Raw genomic sequence first — 20,832 nt, forward strand, 5'->3', positions numbered from 1 at the left:
GATCAGATCACTCTTCACCATTTTCTTCTCCTGCAGCGATGTCCTCAGACTCAAACTCGCCTTCCTCTGTATACTCGTCCTCTTCGTAACCTTCCTCTTCATCATCCAGATAATCCTCATAACGGAATCCGGGTGCATCCTTGGCCTGAGTCTCAGACTTGATATCGATCTTGTAGCCTGTGAGTCTGGCAGCAAGGCGGGCATTCTGACCCTCCTTACCAATAGCAAGTGACAGCTGATAATCGGGAACTACGACCTTGGCAGTCTTCTCATCGGGATCAGCAAATACTGCTACGATCTTGGCAGGTGAAAGAGCATTCTGGATCAGGTTACCGGGATTCTCATCCCAACCGATAACATCGATCTTCTCACCGCGAAGCTCATCTACTATCAGGTTAACGCGGCTTCCGTTAAGACCCACGCATGCGCCAACAGCATCAACATTGGGATTGGTGCTGGAAACAGCGATCTTGGTCCTGCTGCCTGCTTCTCTTGCGATAGCCTTGACCTCAACTGTACCATCCTTGATCTCGGTAACTTCCTGCTCAAAAAGGCGCTTAACGAGATCGGGGTGAGTACGGGAAACCAGGATTCTGGGACCCTTGTTACCATTTCTGACCTCTAGGATATATACCTTGATACGATCGTTGGGACGATAGATCTCGCCCTTGACCTGCTCATTTTCATTAAGGATAGCATCAGCTCTTCCAAGGTTAATGGAAATGTTGCGGCCCATATAACGTTGTACAACACCTGTCACGATATCATGCTCTTTTTCAAAATACTCATTGTAGATAGCGCCGCGCTCTTCTTCTCTGATCTTCTGAAGAATAACGTTCTTGGCATTCTGTGTAGCTATACGACCAAAGTTCTTGGAATCAAGGGGCACCTTTACAAGATCGCCTACCTGAGGATTCTTTACGATCTTGGCTGCATCCTCAGGAGAGATGTCTTCCATGGGATCCATTACGTCATCAGCTGTCTCAACAACTGTCTTTTCCGCATAAACCTTGAATTCGCAGGTTTCCTTGTCCAACTCAATCATTATATTGTCTGCCTTGCCGAAATTGTTTTTGCAGGCAGTCACAAGAGAATCCTCAATAGCCTTGAACATACTCTCTTTGCTGATGTTCTTCTCTTTCTCCAATGCATCAAGTGCTTCCATAAGTTCCTTGCTCATCTTAAATTCCTTTCCCGTGGCGGACTCTGCCGCACATCTCATATTAGATCAAAAATCCAGTGCCAAACGAATTACAGAAATATCTTTCCTGACAAAGACCTTGTCCTCATCCTGAATGGTAACTGTTACAGTTTCTTTATCATAAGCTTTGAGCACACCTGCAAATTCCTTGCAGCCATCTATAGGCTTAAAGGTCCTCAGCTCAACGTCCATTCCCAGACTCCCCTGAAAATGTCTGTCCTTCTTGAGCTGTCTGCCCAGTCCCGGACTGCTGACTTCCAATGTGTACGCGTCTTCAATGAAATCATTCTCATCAAGTGCGTCTGACAAGGCCCTGCTGACATCAACGCATTTGTTGATATCCACACCTCCCTCTCGGTCGATATAAGCTCTAAGATACCACTCACCGGCTTCCTTGACATATTCCACATCATAGATGGATACGCCCTGATCCAGCGCTATTGGGGTAAGGAGCTCTTCAGTCCTTGTTTCAATGCTTTCTTTTCTGGTCATACCTTTCCTTCCGTTATACGCAGGCGGATGGCTTCACAAAAAGAAGTCATCACACAAAGAAAGTGGACTCGAAAGCCCACTTAACACTAAATCTAGTTGAAGAGTAACATCAAAAAGGCTTAATGTCAAGGTTTTTCCGCGTTTTTTACGAATAAACGTAGCAAAATAGTTATTATGACGTTATGATATCATCTATATATTCTGACAATGATCTATAGTCCCTTGCAGCATGATACGTTTCTGCATCATGCGCAGAAAAAGAGCTGCATATACATGCAGCTCTTCGAAAGTAGCTCGTATCGGAATCGAACCGGTGATTCTGCCGTGAGAGGGCAGCGTCTTAGCCTCTTGACCAACGAGCCATATTCTGTTGTCAGCGCTTTTGTTTTGCTTTCGTATCGCGTCGACTTGATTAAGATATCATACAGGAAATATTAATGCAAGCACTTTTTTGCAAAAAAACTTTAGTTTTTATATCAAAATTCCCAAAGCCTTGATTTTACTGACTTTGGGAATCAAGCTTTTTTCATTTTCTCATGGCAATAGTCTCATGCAAGGAAACGATCTTGTCTGCACAGCATACAAGAAATGCCTCTTTGGACTTTGGAGGATGCATAATGGTCAGCGGCCACATATGACTTCTGATGATCTGTGCTTCCTTATCGGTGAGATCAAAATCACGCCTTGCATTCTCCATGGCGGTCCTGGGATGGGTAAAGCCGTGAAGGCTCTGATACCTCTGAAAAAGCCTAAGGGGCAGGGATCTGTCAGGATCGCAGCTGGTGGAATAATCACTATGCCAGTCATAGAGGAAGTAATCATGAAGAAAGGCCGCTCTTATAAGCTCCTTGTGACTCACCTTCAGACGAAGAGCTTCACCCAGCATGTAAGACATCCTGGCCACCCTGACGCAATGATCATAGGTGGTGATATTGCCATGCTGAATATAGTTTTTCATCTCTATGGCTTTTGCATCCGTGGAAACCGGCGCCAGCATTTTTTTGAATCTTTTTTCTTTATAGCTTCTCATTTATTCCCGTATTTCTTTCAAAATTAATTATTTTCTCTTTTGTATATACATCGTTTTTTAGACACACGTTGCTTTTGGCACACAATTCCCTTCTACACACTTCACAAAAAGTGGCCGCTTTACATGCCTCTACCGCAAACACGCTACGCTTCTACCGTTCATTATCGTTTGCAATATCGTAGATGTCAAGGCTGTGACTTTCGACCTCAAATCAGCGCGAAAATGAAGCCGCAGTTCACGTCTATGTGCTCAAATCAGACAAGCTGCTTACTCCTTACAAGTGGCAGAATGCACAGCAGCTGCAGAAAATCATTTTACAAAGTGAGCATTTACTTCAAATGGCCAATATTCTTGAAAACTTTTCTCAAGAATATTGTTTTTACTTATTCTTCATACGCAGCCTTCAACGCGCCCACGAGAAAGCTGTCCGAACGGGCTGAAAGCCCGGAGTTCTTTCGAGTGCGGCGCATTGAAAAGAAGGCTGCGGAAGAATTAGTAAAAGGCCATTTGAAGTAGAGCGAACGTGTAAAACATTTTCTGCAGCTGCGTATCTCCCACCGAAAGAGCGCAGGCTGATTATTTCATGAAGTCGAACAAGGAGATCTGATTGGACTCCGGCAGGTCGCCCAAAAGTCCCAACTCAGCCATGGCATCCACAACCTTCTGAGGGCACTTTGTCCTGTCCTTGAAATCATCCTTGGAGAGGAAGGGTCCCTGTGCTGCAGCTTCTACAACTGCATCCGCAGCCTTTTCACCCATGCCGTCAAAAGATTTTAAGGATGGCATGATCTTGTCTCCTACAACCTGGAACAGCCTGGATTTAGCCCTGAATATATCAATAGGCTCAAATTCAATGCCTCTCTCGTACATCTCCTCAACAAGACGCATATCATAATATTCCGCCTCTTCAACCGGAGTCATCTTGTCCTTACGCTTTAATTCCTCCATACGTCCGTGGAGGTGATTCTCACCCTGGCACATATCCAGATAGGAGAATGCCTTGGCTCTGATGGAAAACCATGCAGCATAGAAGGCCTGAGGACAATACACCTTAAAGTAGGCTATACGCCACGCCATCATAACGTATGCGGCAGCGTGAGCCTTAGGGAACATGTATTTGATCAGCTCGCAGGAGCCTATATACCAATCAGGTACTCCATGAGCCTTCATGTCCTCTTTGTACTTGGGCCATCCACTCTCCTTACCCTTGGCTACCTTACCCTTACGGACTGATTCCATGATCTTAAAGGAATCGGAAGGATCCAGGCCCTTCTGGATCAGATATACCATGATATCGTCACGGCAGCAGATAGCTGTATCGATAGTGGCTGTACCATTGGAGATCAGCACCTGGGCATTGCCCTGCCATACGTCAGTTCCATGGGAGAGACCCGATATCCTGACCAGATGGGAGAATGATGTGGGCTTGGCCTCCACGACCATGTTCATAGCAAAGTCAGTTCCGAACTCAGGTATTCCCAGGCATCCAAGTGGTGTACCGCCTATCTGCTCGGGAGTGATATTAAGGGAGCCTGTATCTTCAAAGAGCTCCATTACCAGCGGATCGTCAAAAGGTACCTGTCCCGGATCCACGCCTGTACAATCCATGAGGAATCTGATCATGGTAGGATCGTCGTGTCCGAGAATATCAAGCTTTAAGAGGTTGTGGTCAATGGAATGGTAGTCATAATGGGTTGTTATGGTAGCTGTGGTCATATCGTTTGCAGGATGCTGCACAGGGGTAAAGGTATTGATATCCTCTCCCACAGGAAGTACCACGATACCGCCCGGGTGCTGTCCGGTACCTCTCCTGATGCCGGTACAGCCTGCAACTATACGGTTGATCTCGGCCATCCTCTTGGGCGCACCGATCTCATCGTAATATTTTCTCACATAACCAAAAGCTGTTTTATCAGCAAGAGCAGCAATGGTACCTGCTCTGAAGGTCTGACCGTATCCAAAGATAACCTCTGTATATTTGTGAGCCTTACTCTGATATTCACCTGAGAAATTAAGGTCGATATCAGGCTCCTTGTCGCCCTTAAATCCAAGGAAGGTCTCGAAAGGTATGTCGAAACCATCCTTCATAAGCTTGTGTCCGCACTTGGGACAGAACTTATCAGGCATGTCAACACCCGCCTTACCGCCGTATGCCTTGACCTCTTCAGAGTCAAAATCACTGTAGTGACACTTGGGACATACATAGTGAGGCGCCAGTGCATTAACCTCTGTTATACCTGATGTAAAGGCAACAAAGGACGAACCTACAGATCCTCTAGAGCCTACCAGGTAGCCATCTTCGTTGGACTTCCATACCAGCTTCTGGGCTATGATATACATAACCGAGTAGCCGTTCTTGATAATGGAATTCAATTCCTTCTTAAGTCTGGCATCTACTATTTCAGGAAGCTCCTCACCGTAGATCTCATGGGCTCTGTCATAGCAGATTTTCTCCAGTGTCTTATCAGAATTCTCGATGACAGGAGGACACTTGTCAGGTCTTACAGGAGACACGCTGTCGCACATCTCCATGATCCTTCTGGTATTGGTGACGCAGACTTCCTGTGCCTTATCGGATCCCAGATAGTCAAACTCTTCCAGCATCTCATCAGTAGTCCTGACATATAAGGGAGCCGGTTCCTCATCGTCAAAGCCTCGTCCTGCCTGGATAATGGTCCTGTATATCTGATCCTCGGGATTAAGGAAATGCGCATCACAGGTAGCTACAACAGGCTTGTGAAACTGTTCGCCCAGCTTGACAATACGTTTATTGATCTCTCTGATATCATCATCAGAGGAGATATTGTCATACTTTGGTGAATCCACCATAAAGTGGTTATTGCCCACAGGCTGGATCTCAAGGTAATCGTAGAAATCCACCAGTCTGGCAATCTCTTCCTCAGGTCTGTCCTCAACCACAGCGCTGTAGAGTTCGCCTGCGCAGCAAGCCGATCCTATGATCAGGCCTTCCCTGTATTCATTGAGAAGGGACTTGGGTATCAGTGGGAAACGTCTGAAATACTCAAGATGAGACTTGCTCACCAGGCTGTAAAGGTTGACCCTTCCTACGGTATTTTTGGCCAGGATGATCACATGATGAGGACGAAGGTGTCTGACCATATCAGGAGTAGATACACCAAATTTCCTGATGCCATCCATATCTGATATGCCTTCTTTGTCCAGCATTGTCAGGAACTTCAGGAAAATACCCGCTGTACATTCAGCATCATCCACCGCTCTGTGATGATGATCCAGGATTATACCCAGAGTCTTGGCAGTAGCATCAAGAGTGTGCTTGGCCTGAAGAGGGAAAAAGACTCTTGAAAGCCACATGGTATCTACAGTTGTATAATCCGCAGGTATGCCCAGCTCTCTGCAGTTCTCATTGATAAAGCTGATATCAAAAGAAACGTTGTGGCCTACCAGGACACAGCCCTTACAAAATTCCACAAATCTGGGGATGATCACATCTCTTGTAGGAGCCCCCATGACCATCTCATCACTGATACTGGTCAGCTTCTCTATCCTGAAAGGAATAGGCACTTCGGGATTGATAAACTCGGAAAAGCGATCTGTGATCTCTCCGTTTTTGACTTTGACTGCACCTATCTCTATTATCTTGTTCTTAAGAGGCGAAAAGCCTGTAGTCTCAATATCAAATACTACAAACTCTGTATCCTTTATAGCCTGCCCCTTGCTGTTCTTTACTATTTCAAAAAGGTCATCTACCAGATAGCCTTCTACGCCCATGATCAGCTTAAAGAAATTCTGCCTGTCAGGAACAGGCTCTTCTGCCGCCTTGGCCTCCTTGCAGGCTCCGTCATAAAGATCTTCCCATACGTGATTGGCAATTGTGAGTCCTTGAACCACGCCATGGTCAGTTATAGCTATACCGGGCATCCCCCATTTGTACGCCTGTTTTACTATATCGCCGACCTCGGATACACCGTCCATATCACTCATCTTGGTATGACAGTGAAGCTCCACCCTCTTAAGAGCAGCAGCATCCTTTCTCTTGACGGTAAAGTCCGCACCCTTCTTGATACCTGCAATAGAGCCAATGGTGAGCTCATGATCAAACTTATCGGTCATGGTCACACCCTTGACTTTTACAAAGGCGCCTTTTTTCACTTTAGATGACAGATCAGCAAGATCTTCATTTTTGACAAATATCTTACAAGTGATAGAATCTGTAAAATCAGTAATGTCAAACATTACAATGGTCTTTTCACCGTTACGCAGAGGCTTCTCGTCATAACGGATTATCTTGCCGTGTATGGTGATCTCGCCCATTTCATCTTCTATCTCAGAAAGATTCATGGGTTCATCATCAAAATCCCTGCCGTAAAATACATCCGGATTATCTGACTTCTTGAAATTACCAAAGGAGCCACTCTTCTTCCAGCTACCAAATTTACGGCTTCCGGGCTGATTCTGTCCCTTGTCTGCTGCGGGCTTTGAAGGAGCCTTGCTGCTCTCAGCTTGCCCGGGAGCAGCTGCTCCGGCACTATCCGCCCTGGCATCAGACGCATCAGCAGTAGACCCTGCTGCTTTCGCCGCAGCCTTAGCCTCCTGTACAGCTTCAAGCTTTGCTGTGAGCTTCTCTGATTCAGCCTTGTAATCAAAAGTATCAGCAGCCTTTTTTTCTTTCTTTGCCCTGAATACAGTAGAAATATCTGCGTCCAGTCCGCATCTCTCATTGATGATCTTACTAAAGATCCTCTCAATCTCAGGACCTTCCTTTTTACTCACTACGGTATCGTCCAGAAGGATCTCCACCTTCCTGTCATCAGGGTAACGGAAATCAGCCCCACGAACGATGGTATAATCAATGGGATTATACGCTCTAAGTTCCTGGAGAATGGACTCAGAATACATATTGATCAGATTTTCAGGTGTATATTGTGCAGAGAGATTAAATCTCTCATATAGCTTAACAGTAACAGGAACCCCGCTAAAAAGCTGGGTCCTGATCTCTTTCTCTACCTTCCAGATTTCAGACTTCTCTATCAGGCAATCGGAGGATATATATACTCTGATAAAATCCTGCTTCTTTGTAGCAGAGATCTTTTCAACCCTTGTCTCCTCCATGAGCTCTTTGGTATGTCCCGACAGCTTCAGCTTGGGAAATACCTCCATAAATGTTTTGGCCATTAGACTACCCCAATTTTATTTTCCCCAATTATCAAGCTCTTCCTTAAGCGCATCAAGAAGCTGATCTTCAGGTATCTTGCGAATGATCTCGCCCTTCTTGATGATCAGGCCCTCTCCGTCTCCGCCTGCTACTCCAAGATCTGCCTCTCTGGCTTCGCCGGGGCCGTTAACTGCGCAGCCCATAACAGCCAGCCTTATATCCAGAGGATAATTCTGAGCAAGGGTCTCTACCTTATTAGCAAGTCCAATAAGATCGATCCTGGTCCTGCCGCAGGTAGGACAGGATACTACGTCTATACCACCCTTTCTAAGGTCCAATGCCCTGAGGATCAGCTTGGCAGCCTTGATCTCTTCAACAGGATTACCTGACAGAGATACACGGATAGTATCACCTATTCCCTGACCTAATATTAGTCCCAAACCTACAGCAGACTTTACACTGCCGGAATATACTGTGCCGGCTTCTGTAATGCCCACATGAAGAGGATAATCAGTCTCTTTGGCCAAAAGTTCATGAGCCTTGACAGCCAGCATGACATTTGAAGACTTGATACTGATGACCATCCTGTCGTAACCAAACTCTTCGATCATATGAGTCTTGTCAAGAGCACTCTCAACAAGGCCCTCCGGAGTCACGCCGCCGTATTTGGCCACCAGTTCCCTCTCAAGTGATCCGGAATTTACGCCTACCCTGATAGGCACATTTCTCTCTCTGGCAGCATCCACCACAGCCTTTATCCTGTCCTTGCCGCCGATATTGCCGGGATTGATCCTGATCTTGTCAGCACCGTTTGCTATAGCAGCGATAGCCATCTTGTAATCAAAATGGATATCTGCAACCAAGGGGATATGTATCCTCTTCTTAATCTCTCCTATGGCTCTGGCAGCTTCGTCAGTAGGACATGTGCATCTGATGATATCACAGCCTGCTGCCTCCAGCTCCAAAATCTGAGCTACTGTAGCATCCACATCCTCAGTACGAGTATTTGTCATAGACTGTATCAATATAGGATTACCTCCGCCTATAACGCGGTCGCCTATCTGTATTACCTTACTATTATCTCTGTATGTCATGATCTACCAACCTTTCTGATCACAATCTGTCTGCATCATATGCAGCTTTTCCGTAAATAATGTCCTTATCAGGATATGTCATTTCAGACAGATCAAAAAAACTTCATGATATCCTTGAACATAACCGCTGCCATGATGAGGATCAGGATCACTGCACCTATCATGGTCACTACTCCCTCTTTTTCCTCGGGAATGGGCTTACCTCTTACAAGTTCAAGAAGGAGGAAGAGGAATCTGCCTCCGTCCAGTGCAGGGATAGGCAGCAGATTCATAATGCCCAGGTTAACTGACAAGAACATTGCCAGATTGAGCATTGTCAGTATCACATCCGGTACTCCGCCTGCATCCATAGCACTGGTATAGCTCTCATCAACCATCTGTGCCATACCTACAGGTCCTGACAGCTCCGCCTTATCGGTGCGCCCGGATACAAGGAGCCCTAAAGCTCTCCAGGTTGAAGAAGTCTGAAAGGCAAAATCATACCAGGCATATTTAAGTGTACTGATACCCTTTATCTTGCCCGGCTCGCCAATATAGATACCAATCACATAGCGGCCCCTTCCCATCTCCTCATCTTCATAATAGCTGGGAGTAACTGTAACGGTATGCTCCTGGCCATCCCTGATATAGCTTACTTCTACAGGCTCTCCATCTGTGAGATAGAGGTTCATGGTCACTTCCGCAGCCTGATGAACGGCTCTTCCATTTACAGAAGTGATAAGGTCACCCTCCATGATGCCTGCCTCCCTGGCAGGAGAATCCTCCAGTGAGAAGCCCTTGACTACAGGCATGGTCCATACTGCAAGTGATGTCACGATGACTGCAAGGAGATATCCCAAGATAAAATTAGCTACAGGTCCTGCCAGGACTGTGGCTATTCTCTTCCACACACCGGCATTCCTGAAACTGTGCTCATCATTCTCATCCCTGACGATCTCACCACCGTCCATGCCTTCAAATACACAGGCACCGCCAAAAGGAAGGAGTCTCACCGAATAAGTAGTATCTCCTTTTTTCTTCTTAAAAAGGACAGGCCCCATACCCACTGTAAACTCATGGACCCTTATGCCATTGGCCTTAGCGATAAGGAAATGTCCGCCCTCATGGAATATTACCAGCAGAGCAAAAATCAAAAGGAAAATAATAAACTCGATTATATATTGCATCTTTATCCTCTTTTATCCTCGGCTTTCAAGGAATTCATAGGTTTCCTTCTCAGCTTCAAGAATATCCTCCACAGTGGGATCTGCCACTATCCTGTGATGATCCATTGCAGAGCTGATCATGTCATAGATATCAAGGAAACGGATCTGTCTCTTCAAGAACTTCTTCACTGCCATCTCATTGGCTGCGTTAAATACTGTGGGCATGCTGCCGCCCTCATGAGCAGCTCTGTAGGCCAGAGGCAGCCCCTTAAATACGTCTGTGCGTGGCTCTTCAAAGGTCAGGCTGGCCATAGCAGCCAGATCAAGCCTCTTCTCGCTCATAGGCAGTCTGTCAGGATAAAAGAGCGCATACTGAATAGGCAGCTTCATATCAGGAACGCCCATCTGACCCATAACTGCGCCGTCTACAAACTGAACTGCTGAGTGAAGGATAGACTGAGGCTGGACCACAACCTTGATATCATCTACGTCTACGCCAAAGAGCCACTTGGCTTCTATTACTTCCAGTCCCTTATTGACCAGCGACGCTGAATCAATAGTAACCTTTGCTCCCATATCCCAATTGGGATTCTTAAGGGCATCATCTACAGTGACCTCCTGTAGCTGTTCATAAGTCTTGGTCCTGAAAGGGCCTCCGGAAGCTGTGAGCAGGATCTTCTCTATCTTGGACACAGGCTCGCCGTTTAGAGACTGGAAAATAGCACTGTGCTCAGAATCCACGGGAAGAATGGATACTCCCATCTCCCTGGCAAGAGGCATGATGATATGTCCTGCACAAACAAGGGTTTCTTTATTGGCAAGAGCAATATCCTTACCTGCCTTTATAGCTTCTATAGTAGGTCTGATGCCTATCATACCTACCACTGCGGTAAGCACTGTATCAGCTTCTTCGTCCCTGACCAGCTCCAGGATACCATCCATGCCTGAATATACTGTAACATCCAGGTCACTGACTCTCTGCCTGAGAGCTGCCGCAGCAGCCTCATCAAACATGCAGGCTTTAGAAGGTCCAAACTCCCTGATCTGAGCTTCGAGGAGCTCCACGTTCCTGTTTGCCGCCAGAGCAGTTACTTTAAGCTCCTGTCTGTAATTTCTGACTACATCAAGTGTCTGTGTACCTATAGAGCCGGTAGAACCAAGTAATACAATCTTTCTCTTCATAATTACCTTCCTATAAAACAAATCAACTCATAAGAGTAAGATATCACATGAGAATATCAAATAAAATATACACAAAAGGTGTCACAAATATCACGCTGTCAAATCTGTCCATGATACCTCCGTGCCCTGGGATCAGGCTGCCATAATCCTTGATATTCCTGTCTCTCTTGATAGCCGATGCCGCAAGATCTCCTATTTGTGATATAAGAGATGCCGCAAATGTGATGATCACATATTGGGGAATGGCATCATAGCTGCCGCCTGCAATCTTTACCATAAGAAGACCAAATATCACTCCTGCGATCATGGAGAATACCACTCCGCCCACAGCGCCTTCAATGGTCTTATTGGGGCTAAGGACCGGAGTCATCTTATGCTTACCAAGAGCTCTTCCTGTAAAGTAGGCAAAGGTATCGGATATCCATGCCACAAAAGGCACCCATACGTAATACCTGCCCATCTCACCATTCCTTATAAGGAGCAGAAAAGAGAGCATAAAAGGACAATATACAAAAGCAAATACAGCACTTATGGCCTGTTCTGCCTTAAATCTCGGAAATGTAAGTACATATACTGACATAATAGCAATGAATGCAATCAGTAAAGTAGATAAAAAGCCTCCTGTGGTCTTAAAGTAAATGATAATAAGATAGTGGATAAATACCATCACCATTCCGGTAACAGTTAGTGCACTTATCTTATCGGACTTGTCATTTACAGAAAGAGCCCTTGTCAGCTCATAATAACCAATCTCAGATACAATGAGGCCGATGCCGCCCAATACATAGCCTCCCATAAGGAGAGCAGCCACCAGTATGATCCCCATTACAACACCGCTAATAATCCTAGTCTTCACTTTTATCTCCAAACTTTGCAGCCAGCAACTATACTAGCAAAAATACCTGCCCACCCTTAAAGTGAGCAGGTAACATTATTATAGATACGCTGTCTTATTCTTCACCCTTTACAAGACCACCAAATCTTCTGGTACGCTTATTATAGGCATCAATAGCTTTCTCAAGCTCGGCTCTGTTAAAATCCGGCCATGCTATATCAGTATAATAGAATTCTGTGTAAGCCAGCTGCCATACCAGGAAATTGGATATCCTCTGCTCACCGCAGGTCCTGATCATAAGATCGGGATCGGGAAGTCCTGCCGTATCCAGATTAGATGATATCATAGCCTCGCTTATTGCTTCAGGCTCCAAATTGCCCGTTTTAACATCCTCAGCAATCTTCCTGACTGCTCTGACTATTTCATCTCTTCCGCCATAGTTGATGGCTATGGTGAAGGTCAGTCCGGTATTATCCTTAGTTGCTTCCTCCAGATCATCAATAGCCTTGTTGATGGTGGCATTGAGCCTGGTTCTCTCTCCTATGATCCTGCACCTGACATTATTCTTCATAGACTTCTTAAGAGAAGACTTAAGATACTTGGCCAGGATCTCCATAAGAGCAGTCACTTCCCCATCAGGTCTATTCCAGTTTTCTGTGGAGAAAGCATATACAGTAAGGTATTTAATTCCCAGCTCGTCAGCATCATAAAGGATAGCTTCCACAGCCTTGGCACCCTGAAGGTGGCCGTAATTCCTGGGCATGCCCTTCTGCTTGGCCCATCTGCCGTTTCCATCCAATATTATAGCTACGTGAGCGGGTATCTTTCTTTCATCACTCATATACAATCCTAAACAATCATACTGTCATGATCTCTTTGGTCTTTGCATCAACCATAGAATCAATATTCTTAACAACTGAATCAGTAAGCTTCTGAAGCTCATCCTCAAGATCTGCTATCTCATCCTCAGAAACCTCTGTTCCCTTAAGCTTCTTGAATGCCTCATTGCCGTCTCTTCTGATATTACGTACAGCAACCTTGGCATCCTCGCCCTTCTTCTTAACATCCTTGGAAAGCTGCTTACGACGTTCCTCGGTAAGTTCTGGGAAGATCAGGCGGATAACGCTTCCGTCATTAGTGGGATTGATACCCAGATCTGAAGTCATGATAGCCTTCTCGATCTCCTTAAGCATAGTCTTCTCCCAGGGAGCTATCTGGATGATCCTGGCTTCGGGAACGGATACGTTACCGATCTGCTGGATAGGGGTAGGTGAACCATAATAATCTACACGAATCTTATCAAGAACATGGGGATTGGCTCTTCCTGCTCTGATCGAAGCCAGCTCTTCAGCTAAAAAGTCAACAGCTTTGGTCATTTTCTCATCATAATGTTTGATTCTCTCGTTCATATTCTTCTCCTTACATTACCCCTGTAATCAGGCATCTACTATTGTTCCGTTAAAACTATCTCCTGCAGCCTTAACAATACTGTTTTCTTCCTGCAGAGCAAATACACGCATAGAGATGTGATTGTCCCTGGCAAGGATAGATGCAGTCATATCAACGACCTGAAGGTTCTGAGCAATGACGTCGTCAATGGAGATCCTGTCATAACGCTTGGCATCAGGATTGATGGCGGGATCGGAATCATATACACCATCGATGGCTTTGGCCAGCAGTATAACATCTGCATCGATCTCTGCAGCTCTAAGGAGTGCTCCTGTATCTGTAGAAAAGAAGGGATGTCCTGTTCCTCCTGCAAAGAATACTACCATCTTTTTGGAGAAATACTTATTGGTCCTGTCCTTGGAAAAGAGCTTGGTAAATGATCCGCACTCAAAAGGTGTAAGTACAGCTGTACCCATGCCTGTGCTCCTGAAGATCTCAGAAACATAAATACAGTTCATCACAGTAGCCAGCATGCCGATCTGATCAGCCTTGGTACGATCGATATTCTCGCTGGTCCTTCCTCGCCAGAAGTTACCGCCTCCAATCACTATTCCGATCTCGTTGCCTTTATCAAGGAGTTCCTTGACCTGAACTGCAACCTTTCTGACTGTAGCTTCATCAAAGCCTGTTTTCTTGTCGCCCGCAAGGGCTTCTCCACTGAGTTTTAATAAGATTCGCATTTAACTTTTTCCTTTACGCTTTCATTACGTTCATAATGCCGGGAAGAGTACCCCCCTCCCGGCATCTGATGATAATATACCACAAATATCAATCTCTGTCCTTAAGTCCTTCAAAGAAAGCAGAAGGATTGACATCTGCATATGTCTGAGAGCACATACCTTCAATAACTGCACCATTATTGATCTGTACTGACTGGGACTTGATATTGCCCATTACAATGGCTGTAGTATCAAGGATAACAGGGCCGTGAACATCAATATCGCCCTTTACTGCACCTGCTATAACAGCTGATGTAGCATAGAGGTTACCTATGATAACTGAGCTCTGGCCGATCTTGACGCTGCCCTGTGAATGAACATCGCCGTTGATCCTTGCTGCTTCTGCAAAAACTTCAGCTGCATTGGAGCTGCCTTCGATCTCTCCTGTGATATTGAGCTTGCCATAGCATGTTACGTTGCCTACTACCTTACCGATCAGGTCAAGAGAACCTGTTGTCTGAATATCTCCGTTTACTACCATTCCTTCGGTGATTGATGCTGTCTCGTCTGTTGCAATGCGTTCTGCTTCCATTATTCCATACCCCCCGTCTTCGTAATTGTTGTCATTTATATATGCAGCAGTATCATTCTGTATTGATGTGAAATCATTTACAGATGAGAAATCTACTGCTGGTACACTGATGTCTTCCGAGTCTGATATAGGCTCATAGTTTTCTGTAAAAGTACTGTTGCCAAAGAATGGCTCATTAAACTCAGGCGTGTCTCCTGAAGGCTCTTCTGTCGCAGCAGCCTCAGGTTCAGGCTCAGAGACAGGCTCGAATGATGGTTCAAATGAAGGTTCAAATGATGGCTTCTCATCAAAAGCATCCTGAGCAGCCGGTGTTTCTTCAAACTTCGGAAGGAAAGGATCCTCAGCCGAAAAGCTCCTGTTCTCCTCAGTCTCCGCAGATGCAGCAGGCTCTCCTACGAATGCTGCAACTCCTGTATCCTCTTCCGGCTCTTCAAAACCATTAGAATCATTCGCCTGATTACCGTTACCTGAAAAATCAAATGAAAGTGATGAGAGGTCTGATGCGGGAGCCGTTACAGTATCTTCCGTTCCAAGAGAAGAAAAAACTGTTCCGGTCTTTGTCTCATCCGCAAGATCTACCTTGCTCATACCGCCTTCCATACTTCCAAAACTCAAACCACCCTCCTTAGGGCCGTCTGATACACTCATCCCTGATAGCTGTGAATTATCTGCAGCAGCTTCTGCCTCTTCCTTCCTGACTTCCGGTGCGTGAGCAGCCGGCATCCTGACTCTGTCAAGGTTGCTCAGCATGCTGTCAAGATCGACTTCTTCGACCTCCGAACCTGTCAGTCCGGAATTCTTCTCCGCTCCTTCTCCCTCGCTGATTTCGTCAACCGCAGACGTTATGTCTTTTTTCAGCCCTGAGAAAAATCCCATCTTCATTTCCTCCGTTCTTATTCATGACTTAAATTGCTGCTATGTTGAACCGGTACAGTATCTTCTGTTACCGGGACAAGCTCCGTATCGGGAAGATCTTGTATATATTCCAGTATCTTTGGCAGGGCCTGTGTGACCGCCGCCTTGTCAGATGCATCATGCATCAGGATCATGCAGGTATCATATTCATCTATTCCTGCTATCACATTGGAGACCATTATATCAGAGGAAACCTTATCTCCTGAATAAACATTCCAGTCAAAATATACTATACCGTCTCTGTCAAGATAGTCCTCAAGCTCTTTCATATCCACATTGCTGCGGGTATTGGAACTACCTCCCGGGAACCTGTAATATTTGGTCCAGACACCGGTGACATCGTATATATAGTTCTGCAGCTTGTGCATATCTGCCTGGAAGCTGTCCAGTGATTCATAGAGGCTGTCATAATCATGACTGTAGCTGTGCATTGCTATGGTGTGGCCTTCATCCACGATCCTGCGCAGCACATCCTCATAGCCCTCTCTGCCACATACAAAGAATGTAGCCTTGGCATCATATTCCTTAAGGATATCCAGTATCTCTGATGTCCTGGAGGAAGGACCATCATCAAAGGTCAGGTATATCTTCTTCTTGTCAGGGACAAGGGCAGCTGGTGCTTCCTGCTCTGCATCAGTTTCTGACACCTCATCTGAGAGAACCGTCTCTCCTTCAGCCTGTGACTCATAAGCTCCTGTGATCTCCATCTCATCAAGGCGAGCCTGCAAATGAGATATCCGCTCATTGATCCGGTCATAGCTCAGCTTCATCATAATGCACTGGCTGGCCATAGCTATGATAAATAAAATAAGGGAAAAAGCAATAATAAACTTAAGGACAAAAGCAGGATCGTCCTTTTTGATATCGCCAAGACGTTCATACAAGGGCTTGTACTCCACCCATTTGCCTGATTCATTCTCGGCTTTAAGAGCATCCAGATCGATCTTATCTGTAACAGAAACTTCGCCCCTGGTCACAATAGAGCCTTCAATATAAGTCTCTTCGCGGGATGCAGAACGGTCTCTGTGGGGAGTCTGTGATCTGGCGGCAACAGTGGAAGGAGCTTTCCAGCTCCCTTTAGTCTCATTTCTTGAGTTGTTGCGTCCCCGGCGCACCTCTGCTCTTGATGACATAGCTCTCCCCCATCCATGTACTACCCTAGTATACCATAGTTCCGCATTCATCAAAAGAGCAAATTAGCTACGAAAGAACGTTCATTATTGACTTTACTTTTCTTTATCAGTCTTTAGAGCCTTGTCATTTGTCTCTTTCCTCTTGTTAGTCAGCCAGATCAGGAAGTACTCCCTATAGATAAAATCAACTATTGCTGCAAAAGGAATAGCAAGAAGCACCCCTATAATACCTGCCATCCTGCCCAGGACTATGATGGACATAAGGATCCATACAGATGATATGCCAAGTGCATTACCAAAGAGCTTGGGCTTGATGATATAGCCGTCTACAGTCTGGAGCACTATGGTAAAGATTATGAACCAGAGTGCATGCCAGGGATTATTCAGTACCAGGATAAAACCGCCTATGACAGCACCTGCGATGGGTCCAAAGGTAGGGGCCAGATTTGTCACTGCCACTATCACGGATATGAGCACTGAATAGGGCATCCCGACTATTGTCATAAAGGCAAAATTAATGATACCTACCACAAGGGCATCCATAAGGTCTCCCCAGATATATCCAAGGAGAATGGTATTGCACTTATCAAAAAAGCTTGCTATTTTGTCATATCTTTTTTGTGAAAAAGATAGTTTAGCCAGTTTTCTGACACCGCCCAGGAGATGCTCTTTGTCCCCAAGAAAATAAATAGCCAGTATAAACGAAAGGATAAAACTGAATATTGAAGAACCAATATTGATGGACTTGCCTACAATATTGCCCAGAGAGTCAGGTACAGCCTTGATGACATTGCCGATCATCTCTGTACCGTAGCCCATCACAGTGTCCAGATCAATATTAAATCTGTGAGCATATTCGCTGAAATCTTCATAGAGCCTGCCCGCATGAAAATCACTTTCCGTAAGTGTAGTATAGATGCTCATGACTGAACTCATGAGCTGAGGTATAAGGGATACCAACAGAACCGTAATGATCAGAAGTATAAATAGTACAGTCAGCATAAGAGAGAGTATCCTCCTAAGGCCTTCTCTTCCCAGTTTCCCAAAGACTCTGGCCTCAAAAAACTTCATCAGAGGATTCATCATATACGCCAATATCACTCCCAGTACTACAGGCGCTATATAGTGATAAAACGAAGCGAAAAACCCAAATATCCCACGTATATGCCCCAAAAGCATATAGAAAGTCACGCCTATACAAATGGCAATCGCAGTCTGAGCCCATCTTTCCTTCATCCAGTCTTTGTTAAACTTCATATCTCCCTCCGTTATCCCAGCACACACTATTCTTTGTCAAAAAATCCCAAAAGATCAGTAAGGCTATCCTTGATGCACTCGCATTTGTCTCTGATCTCATCTGTTGCTTCCAAAAGATCGGGCACCATGATCACCTTAAGCCCTGCATCATGAGCAGAGGCCACTCCGTTGTAAGAATCCTCAATAGCCACGCCTTTCTCAGGACTGATGCCCAGCTCTTCAATAGCCTTTAGATAAATATCCGGAGCAGGCTTACTCCTTTTAAGCATATCACCACTGACCACAATGTCAAAGATATCATATAAACCAAGATCCCCCAGCTCCCATTTTATGACATGACCTTTGGTAGAGGATGCAAGGGCCAGCTTTATGCCTTTGGCCTTGATCTCATCAAGGAGCTCTCTTGCACCGGCTTTGACAGGAAGGGTATTGTTCCTTGCATAATCCATAAATACACCCATGACAATATCCTCATAATGATCATAATCAAAGTCTATAAGCGCCCCGGTGGTCATGATCTCTCTGGTCTTTTGTGCGGTAGTACCGATGCATTTCTTATAATTCTCAAGAACATTCCTGTCAAGCTCATACTTATTTACTACTTCTTCCCAGCAGTCCAGGAACAATCTCTCTGAATCCAGGATTACTCCGTCCATATCAAAAATAACAGCTTTTAGCTTCATTGTGTAAACCTCGTTTCATATGTGATATTATGTATTATGTCCTGTAACAGGCAATTTACTTATGCCTGCACAAGACTATTCTACACCAAACAGATCACTACTCCATAGATAGGAAGTATTATGCGTCATAAGAAAATAGCCCTTTTTGTATCCCATATTTATGGTGAATACCAGAAAAACCTTAGCCAAGGCGTCATAGACAGGGCACTGGAATACGGATATCGTACCGAAGTATATGCCACCAACGACGGCGAGAATCTGGGAAGCTTCTCAGCTACAGAAGACTCTGTACTTAGTCTTCCCTCCTATAACGATCTGGAAGGCATCATATTTGCTTCAGGCACCTATGCCAAAAAAGAGCTGCGCGAAAGGATAAGGAACAGACTCTCTGCACTCAGGGATATCCCTGTAATAGAGCTGGGCGAGAGCGAATATACCTTTCCTCATATCTATCTGGAAAATAATGCTACTGCAGGAATACTCACAGAGCATATGATCACTGTGCACGGAGCAGCAAGGCTCTGCTTTTTGGGTGACCAAAAAACAAAAGAAATATCCCTAAAAAGACAGGCTGCTTTTGAAGACGCACTGCTTCGCAACAATATCAGAATATCAGAAAATGATATTTATATCATTCCATCAGATCCAATTTCTGAAGATTTTGATGATGCATTAAAACACTTTACCGTTGGCGGCAAAGAGCTTCCCGATGCCATAATATGCTATAACGATGAATACGCGCTGGCAATCTGGAGAGCTGCCCTTGCTGCAGGATATAATATTCCCACGGATTTTGCAATTACCGGCTGTGACTGCCTGGAATCCGGCCAAAATATGGATCCGCCCCTTACCACAGTCTCATTCCCCATCTATAAGCTGGGAACCGCAGCTGTAGACAGCCTGGTGGACCTTATAAAGGGCAGGGAATTTACTCCTCAGACTGTATTTGCAGAGCCCGTTTACGGTGGTTCCTGCGGCTGCAGCTATCGCAAAAAGAAGCATACCCACGTCTACCCTCACGACCTGGAGCAGCGCATTGCTTCACTTGAGAGTTCAATACTGATATCAGCCAGGATGTCATCCGCCTTTTCCCATGCTGTGGAAATGGATGATGGTCTGGAATATATTGCCAACTTTGCTTCACAGATAGACAAGTGTACAGGCTTTTATCTCTGTCTGACAGAGGGCTGGGATGCTCTCTCCGGCAGGACCAGGCAGCTCACAGAAGGCTCCTCAGAGCCTGCTCCGGAAGGTAGTCTTATGGAGCTTGCTCTGGCCATCCAGAATGGCAAGCGCCTGCCTGTATGCACTTTTCCTTCAGGCACACTGCTTCCGGATTATCTCACAGATGACGGCGATACAGCAAGGATAGTATCTCCTATCTATGCCCACAAGTCGTCCTACGGATATATTGTCATGACCTTTGATGATAATCATATCCAGTACCCCTTCCAGCTTATCCAGTGGCTGGTGAATATATCACAGCTCCTGTATAACCTGAGAAACCGCAAGAATACAGAAGCCCTCAGTGAACGTCTCGAAGAAATCTACATGAAGGATTCTCTGACAGGCCTCTATAACAAGAACGGCTTTGATTATTATTCCGGAGCATTTCTGAGCAGTCTGAGAAAAAATGATGTGATCTCTGCCCTATTTATAGACATGAACGGGCTCAAGCAGATCAATGACACCTACGGCCACAGTGAAGGCGATTTTGCACTTCAGGTTATAAGCCAGGCCATACGTCAGGCCCTGTCTCCTTCCGATCTTGCAGCCAGGATCGGCGGTGATGAGTTTAATATCCTGATCAATGGTGACAGCGAAGATGCGGAGCTCTTTATAGACAGGCTCCATAAATACCTGAGCAACTACAACAAACTCAGCACCAAGCTCTATGATATATCTGCAGGCAGCGGCTATGCCAGCGGAATGTGCAGAAACAAAAATGACATGGAGGATCTCTTCAAGCTGGCAGATCAGGCCATGTACAAGAATAAGAACAAAAAAGCAGGAAGAGAGCAGTAAAAGCTG

General features: G+C 45.4%; 16 protein-coding genes and 1 tRNA gene. 1 reads left to right on the plus strand and 16 read right to left on the minus strand.

The window, feature by feature from the left end; translation table 11 throughout:
• Positions 1–7: 7 nt before the first annotated feature.
• The 16 genes from nusA to G636_RS0108120 all read right to left on the minus strand — a co-directional run bounded on the left by nusA (position 8) and on the right by G636_RS0108120 (position 18,801).
• Positions 8–1,180: a transcription termination factor NusA gene (nusA, locus tag G636_RS17835; protein ID WP_035779220.1), complete on the minus strand. Its 1,173-nt coding sequence runs from the start codon at positions 1,178–1,180 to the stop codon at positions 8–10.
• Positions 1,181–1,228: 48 nt separating this feature from the next.
• On the minus strand, positions 1,229–1,693 hold the full coding sequence (gene rimP / locus G636_RS0108050) for a ribosome maturation factor RimP (protein ID WP_026507625.1): 465 nt from the start codon (positions 1,691–1,693) through the stop codon (positions 1,229–1,231).
• Positions 1,694–1,983: 290 nt separating this feature from the next.
• A tRNA-Glu gene (locus G636_RS0108055) sits at positions 1,984–2,055 on the minus strand.
• Positions 2,056–2,219: 164 nt separating this feature from the next.
• The gene (locus G636_RS0108060) at positions 2,220–2,651 is read right to left on the minus strand and encodes an HD domain-containing protein (protein WP_196803058.1); all 432 of its coding nucleotides are present in this window, start codon (positions 2,649–2,651) and stop codon (positions 2,220–2,222) included.
• Between the two features lie 648 nt (positions 2,652–3,299).
• The gene (locus G636_RS0108065; RefSeq protein WP_026507627.1) at positions 3,300–7,877 is read right to left on the minus strand and encodes a PolC-type DNA polymerase III; all 4,578 of its coding nucleotides are present in this window, start codon (positions 7,875–7,877) and stop codon (positions 3,300–3,302) included.
• Between the two features lie 15 nt (positions 7,878–7,892).
• Entirely contained in the window at positions 7,893–8,951 is a 1,059-nt protein-coding gene (gene ispG / locus G636_RS0108070) for a flavodoxin-dependent (E)-4-hydroxy-3-methylbut-2-enyl-diphosphate synthase (protein ID WP_026507628.1), read from the minus strand.
• A 92-nt stretch (positions 8,952–9,043) separates the two neighbouring features.
• The gene (locus G636_RS0108075; RefSeq protein WP_051226737.1) at positions 9,044–10,117 is read right to left on the minus strand and encodes a M50 family metallopeptidase; all 1,074 of its coding nucleotides are present in this window, start codon (positions 10,115–10,117) and stop codon (positions 9,044–9,046) included.
• Between the two features lie 12 nt (positions 10,118–10,129).
• Entirely contained in the window at positions 10,130–11,278 is a 1,149-nt protein-coding gene (locus G636_RS0108080; protein WP_035779222.1) for a 1-deoxy-D-xylulose-5-phosphate reductoisomerase, read from the minus strand.
• A gap of 43 nt (positions 11,279–11,321) precedes the next feature.
• A complete protein-coding gene (locus G636_RS0108085; protein WP_026507631.1) occupies positions 11,322–12,134 on the minus strand; it encodes a phosphatidate cytidylyltransferase in 813 nt (270 codons plus the stop codon).
• Between the two features lie 94 nt (positions 12,135–12,228).
• Positions 12,229–12,954 carry an isoprenyl transferase gene (locus G636_RS0108090; RefSeq protein ID WP_026507632.1) on the minus strand — a complete coding sequence of 242 codons (726 nt, stop codon included), beginning with the start codon at positions 12,952–12,954 and terminating at the stop codon, positions 12,229–12,231.
• A 16-nt stretch (positions 12,955–12,970) separates the two neighbouring features.
• Positions 12,971–13,522, minus strand: a complete 552-nt coding sequence (gene frr / locus G636_RS0108095) for a ribosome recycling factor (protein ID WP_026507633.1) — start codon at positions 13,520–13,522, stop codon at positions 12,971–12,973.
• Positions 13,523–13,549: 27 nt separating this feature from the next.
• Positions 13,550–14,242, minus strand: a complete 693-nt coding sequence (gene pyrH / locus G636_RS0108100) for a UMP kinase (RefSeq protein WP_026507634.1) — start codon at positions 14,240–14,242, stop codon at positions 13,550–13,552.
• Positions 14,243–14,330: 88 nt separating this feature from the next.
• Positions 14,331–15,695: a polymer-forming cytoskeletal protein gene (locus G636_RS21060; RefSeq protein WP_330363935.1), complete on the minus strand. Its 1,365-nt coding sequence runs from the start codon at positions 15,693–15,695 to the stop codon at positions 14,331–14,333.
• Positions 15,696–15,706: 11 nt separating this feature from the next.
• Complete coding sequence (locus G636_RS19515; protein ID WP_051226740.1) at positions 15,707–16,861, minus strand: polysaccharide deacetylase family protein; 1,155 nt, start codon at positions 16,859–16,861, stop codon at positions 15,707–15,709.
• Between the two features lie 93 nt (positions 16,862–16,954).
• Positions 16,955–18,118 (minus strand): AI-2E family transporter, encoded by a 1,164-nt coding sequence (locus tag G636_RS0108115; RefSeq protein WP_026507635.1) that lies wholly within the window; start codon positions 18,116–18,118, stop codon positions 16,955–16,957.
• Between the two features lie 26 nt (positions 18,119–18,144).
• A complete protein-coding gene (locus G636_RS0108120; protein ID WP_026507636.1) occupies positions 18,145–18,801 on the minus strand; it encodes an HAD family hydrolase in 657 nt (218 codons plus the stop codon).
• A gap of 120 nt (positions 18,802–18,921) precedes the next feature.
• Between G636_RS0108120 and G636_RS0108125 the strand changes: the two genes are divergently transcribed.
• Positions 18,922–20,826 (plus strand): diguanylate cyclase domain-containing protein, encoded by a 1,905-nt coding sequence (locus tag G636_RS0108125; protein ID WP_026507637.1) that lies wholly within the window; start codon positions 18,922–18,924, stop codon positions 20,824–20,826.
• The last annotated feature ends 6 nt before the right edge of the window (positions 20,827–20,832 follow it).

Source organism: Butyrivibrio sp. MC2013, from assembly GCF_000424585.1.
GTDB lineage: Bacteria > Bacillota > Clostridia > Lachnospirales > Lachnospiraceae > Butyrivibrio.

Excerpts from the sequence above, each read along its gene's own strand:
- G636_RS0108125 (WP_026507637.1), top strand. The coding sequence starts at position 18,922 with ATGCGTCATAAGAAAATAGCCCTTTTTGTATCCCATATTTATGGTGAA.
- G636_RS21060 (WP_330363935.1), bottom strand. The coding sequence starts at position 15,695 with ATGAAGATGGGATTTTTCTCAGGGCTGAAAAAAGACATAACGTCTGCG.
- frr (WP_026507633.1), bottom strand. The coding sequence starts at position 13,522 with ATGAACGAGAGAATCAAACATTATGATGAGAAAATGACCAAAGCTGTT.
- G636_RS0108090 (WP_026507632.1), bottom strand. The coding sequence starts at position 12,954 with ATGAGTGATGAAAGAAAGATACCCGCTCACGTAGCTATAATATTGGAT.
- G636_RS0108120 (WP_026507636.1), bottom strand. The coding sequence starts at position 18,801 with ATGAAGCTAAAAGCTGTTATTTTTGATATGGACGGAGTAATCCTGGAT.
- ispG (WP_026507628.1), bottom strand. The coding sequence starts at position 8,951 with ATGACATACAGAGATAATAGTAAGGTAATACAGATAGGCGACCGCGTT.
- G636_RS0108065 (WP_026507627.1), bottom strand. The coding sequence starts at position 7,877 with ATGGCCAAAACATTTATGGAGGTATTTCCCAAGCTGAAGCTGTCGGGA.
- nusA (WP_035779220.1), bottom strand. The coding sequence starts at position 1,180 with ATGAGCAAGGAACTTATGGAAGCACTTGATGCATTGGAGAAAGAGAAG.
- pyrH (WP_026507634.1), bottom strand. The coding sequence starts at position 14,242 with ATGCGAATCTTATTAAAACTCAGTGGAGAAGCCCTTGCGGGCGACAAG.
- G636_RS0108115 (WP_026507635.1), bottom strand. The coding sequence starts at position 18,118 with ATGAAGTTTAACAAAGACTGGATGAAGGAAAGATGGGCTCAGACTGCG.
- G636_RS19515 (WP_051226740.1), bottom strand. The coding sequence starts at position 16,861 with ATGTCATCAAGAGCAGAGGTGCGCCGGGGACGCAACAACTCAAGAAAT.
- rimP (WP_026507625.1), bottom strand. The coding sequence starts at position 1,693 with ATGACCAGAAAAGAAAGCATTGAAACAAGGACTGAAGAGCTCCTTACC.
- G636_RS0108080 (WP_035779222.1), bottom strand. The coding sequence starts at position 11,278 with ATGAAGAGAAAGATTGTATTACTTGGTTCTACCGGCTCTATAGGTACA.
- G636_RS0108060 (WP_196803058.1), bottom strand. The coding sequence starts at position 2,651 with ATGAAAAACTATATTCAGCATGGCAATATCACCACCTATGATCATTGC.
- G636_RS0108075 (WP_051226737.1), bottom strand. The coding sequence starts at position 10,117 with ATGCAATATATAATCGAGTTTATTATTTTCCTTTTGATTTTTGCTCTG.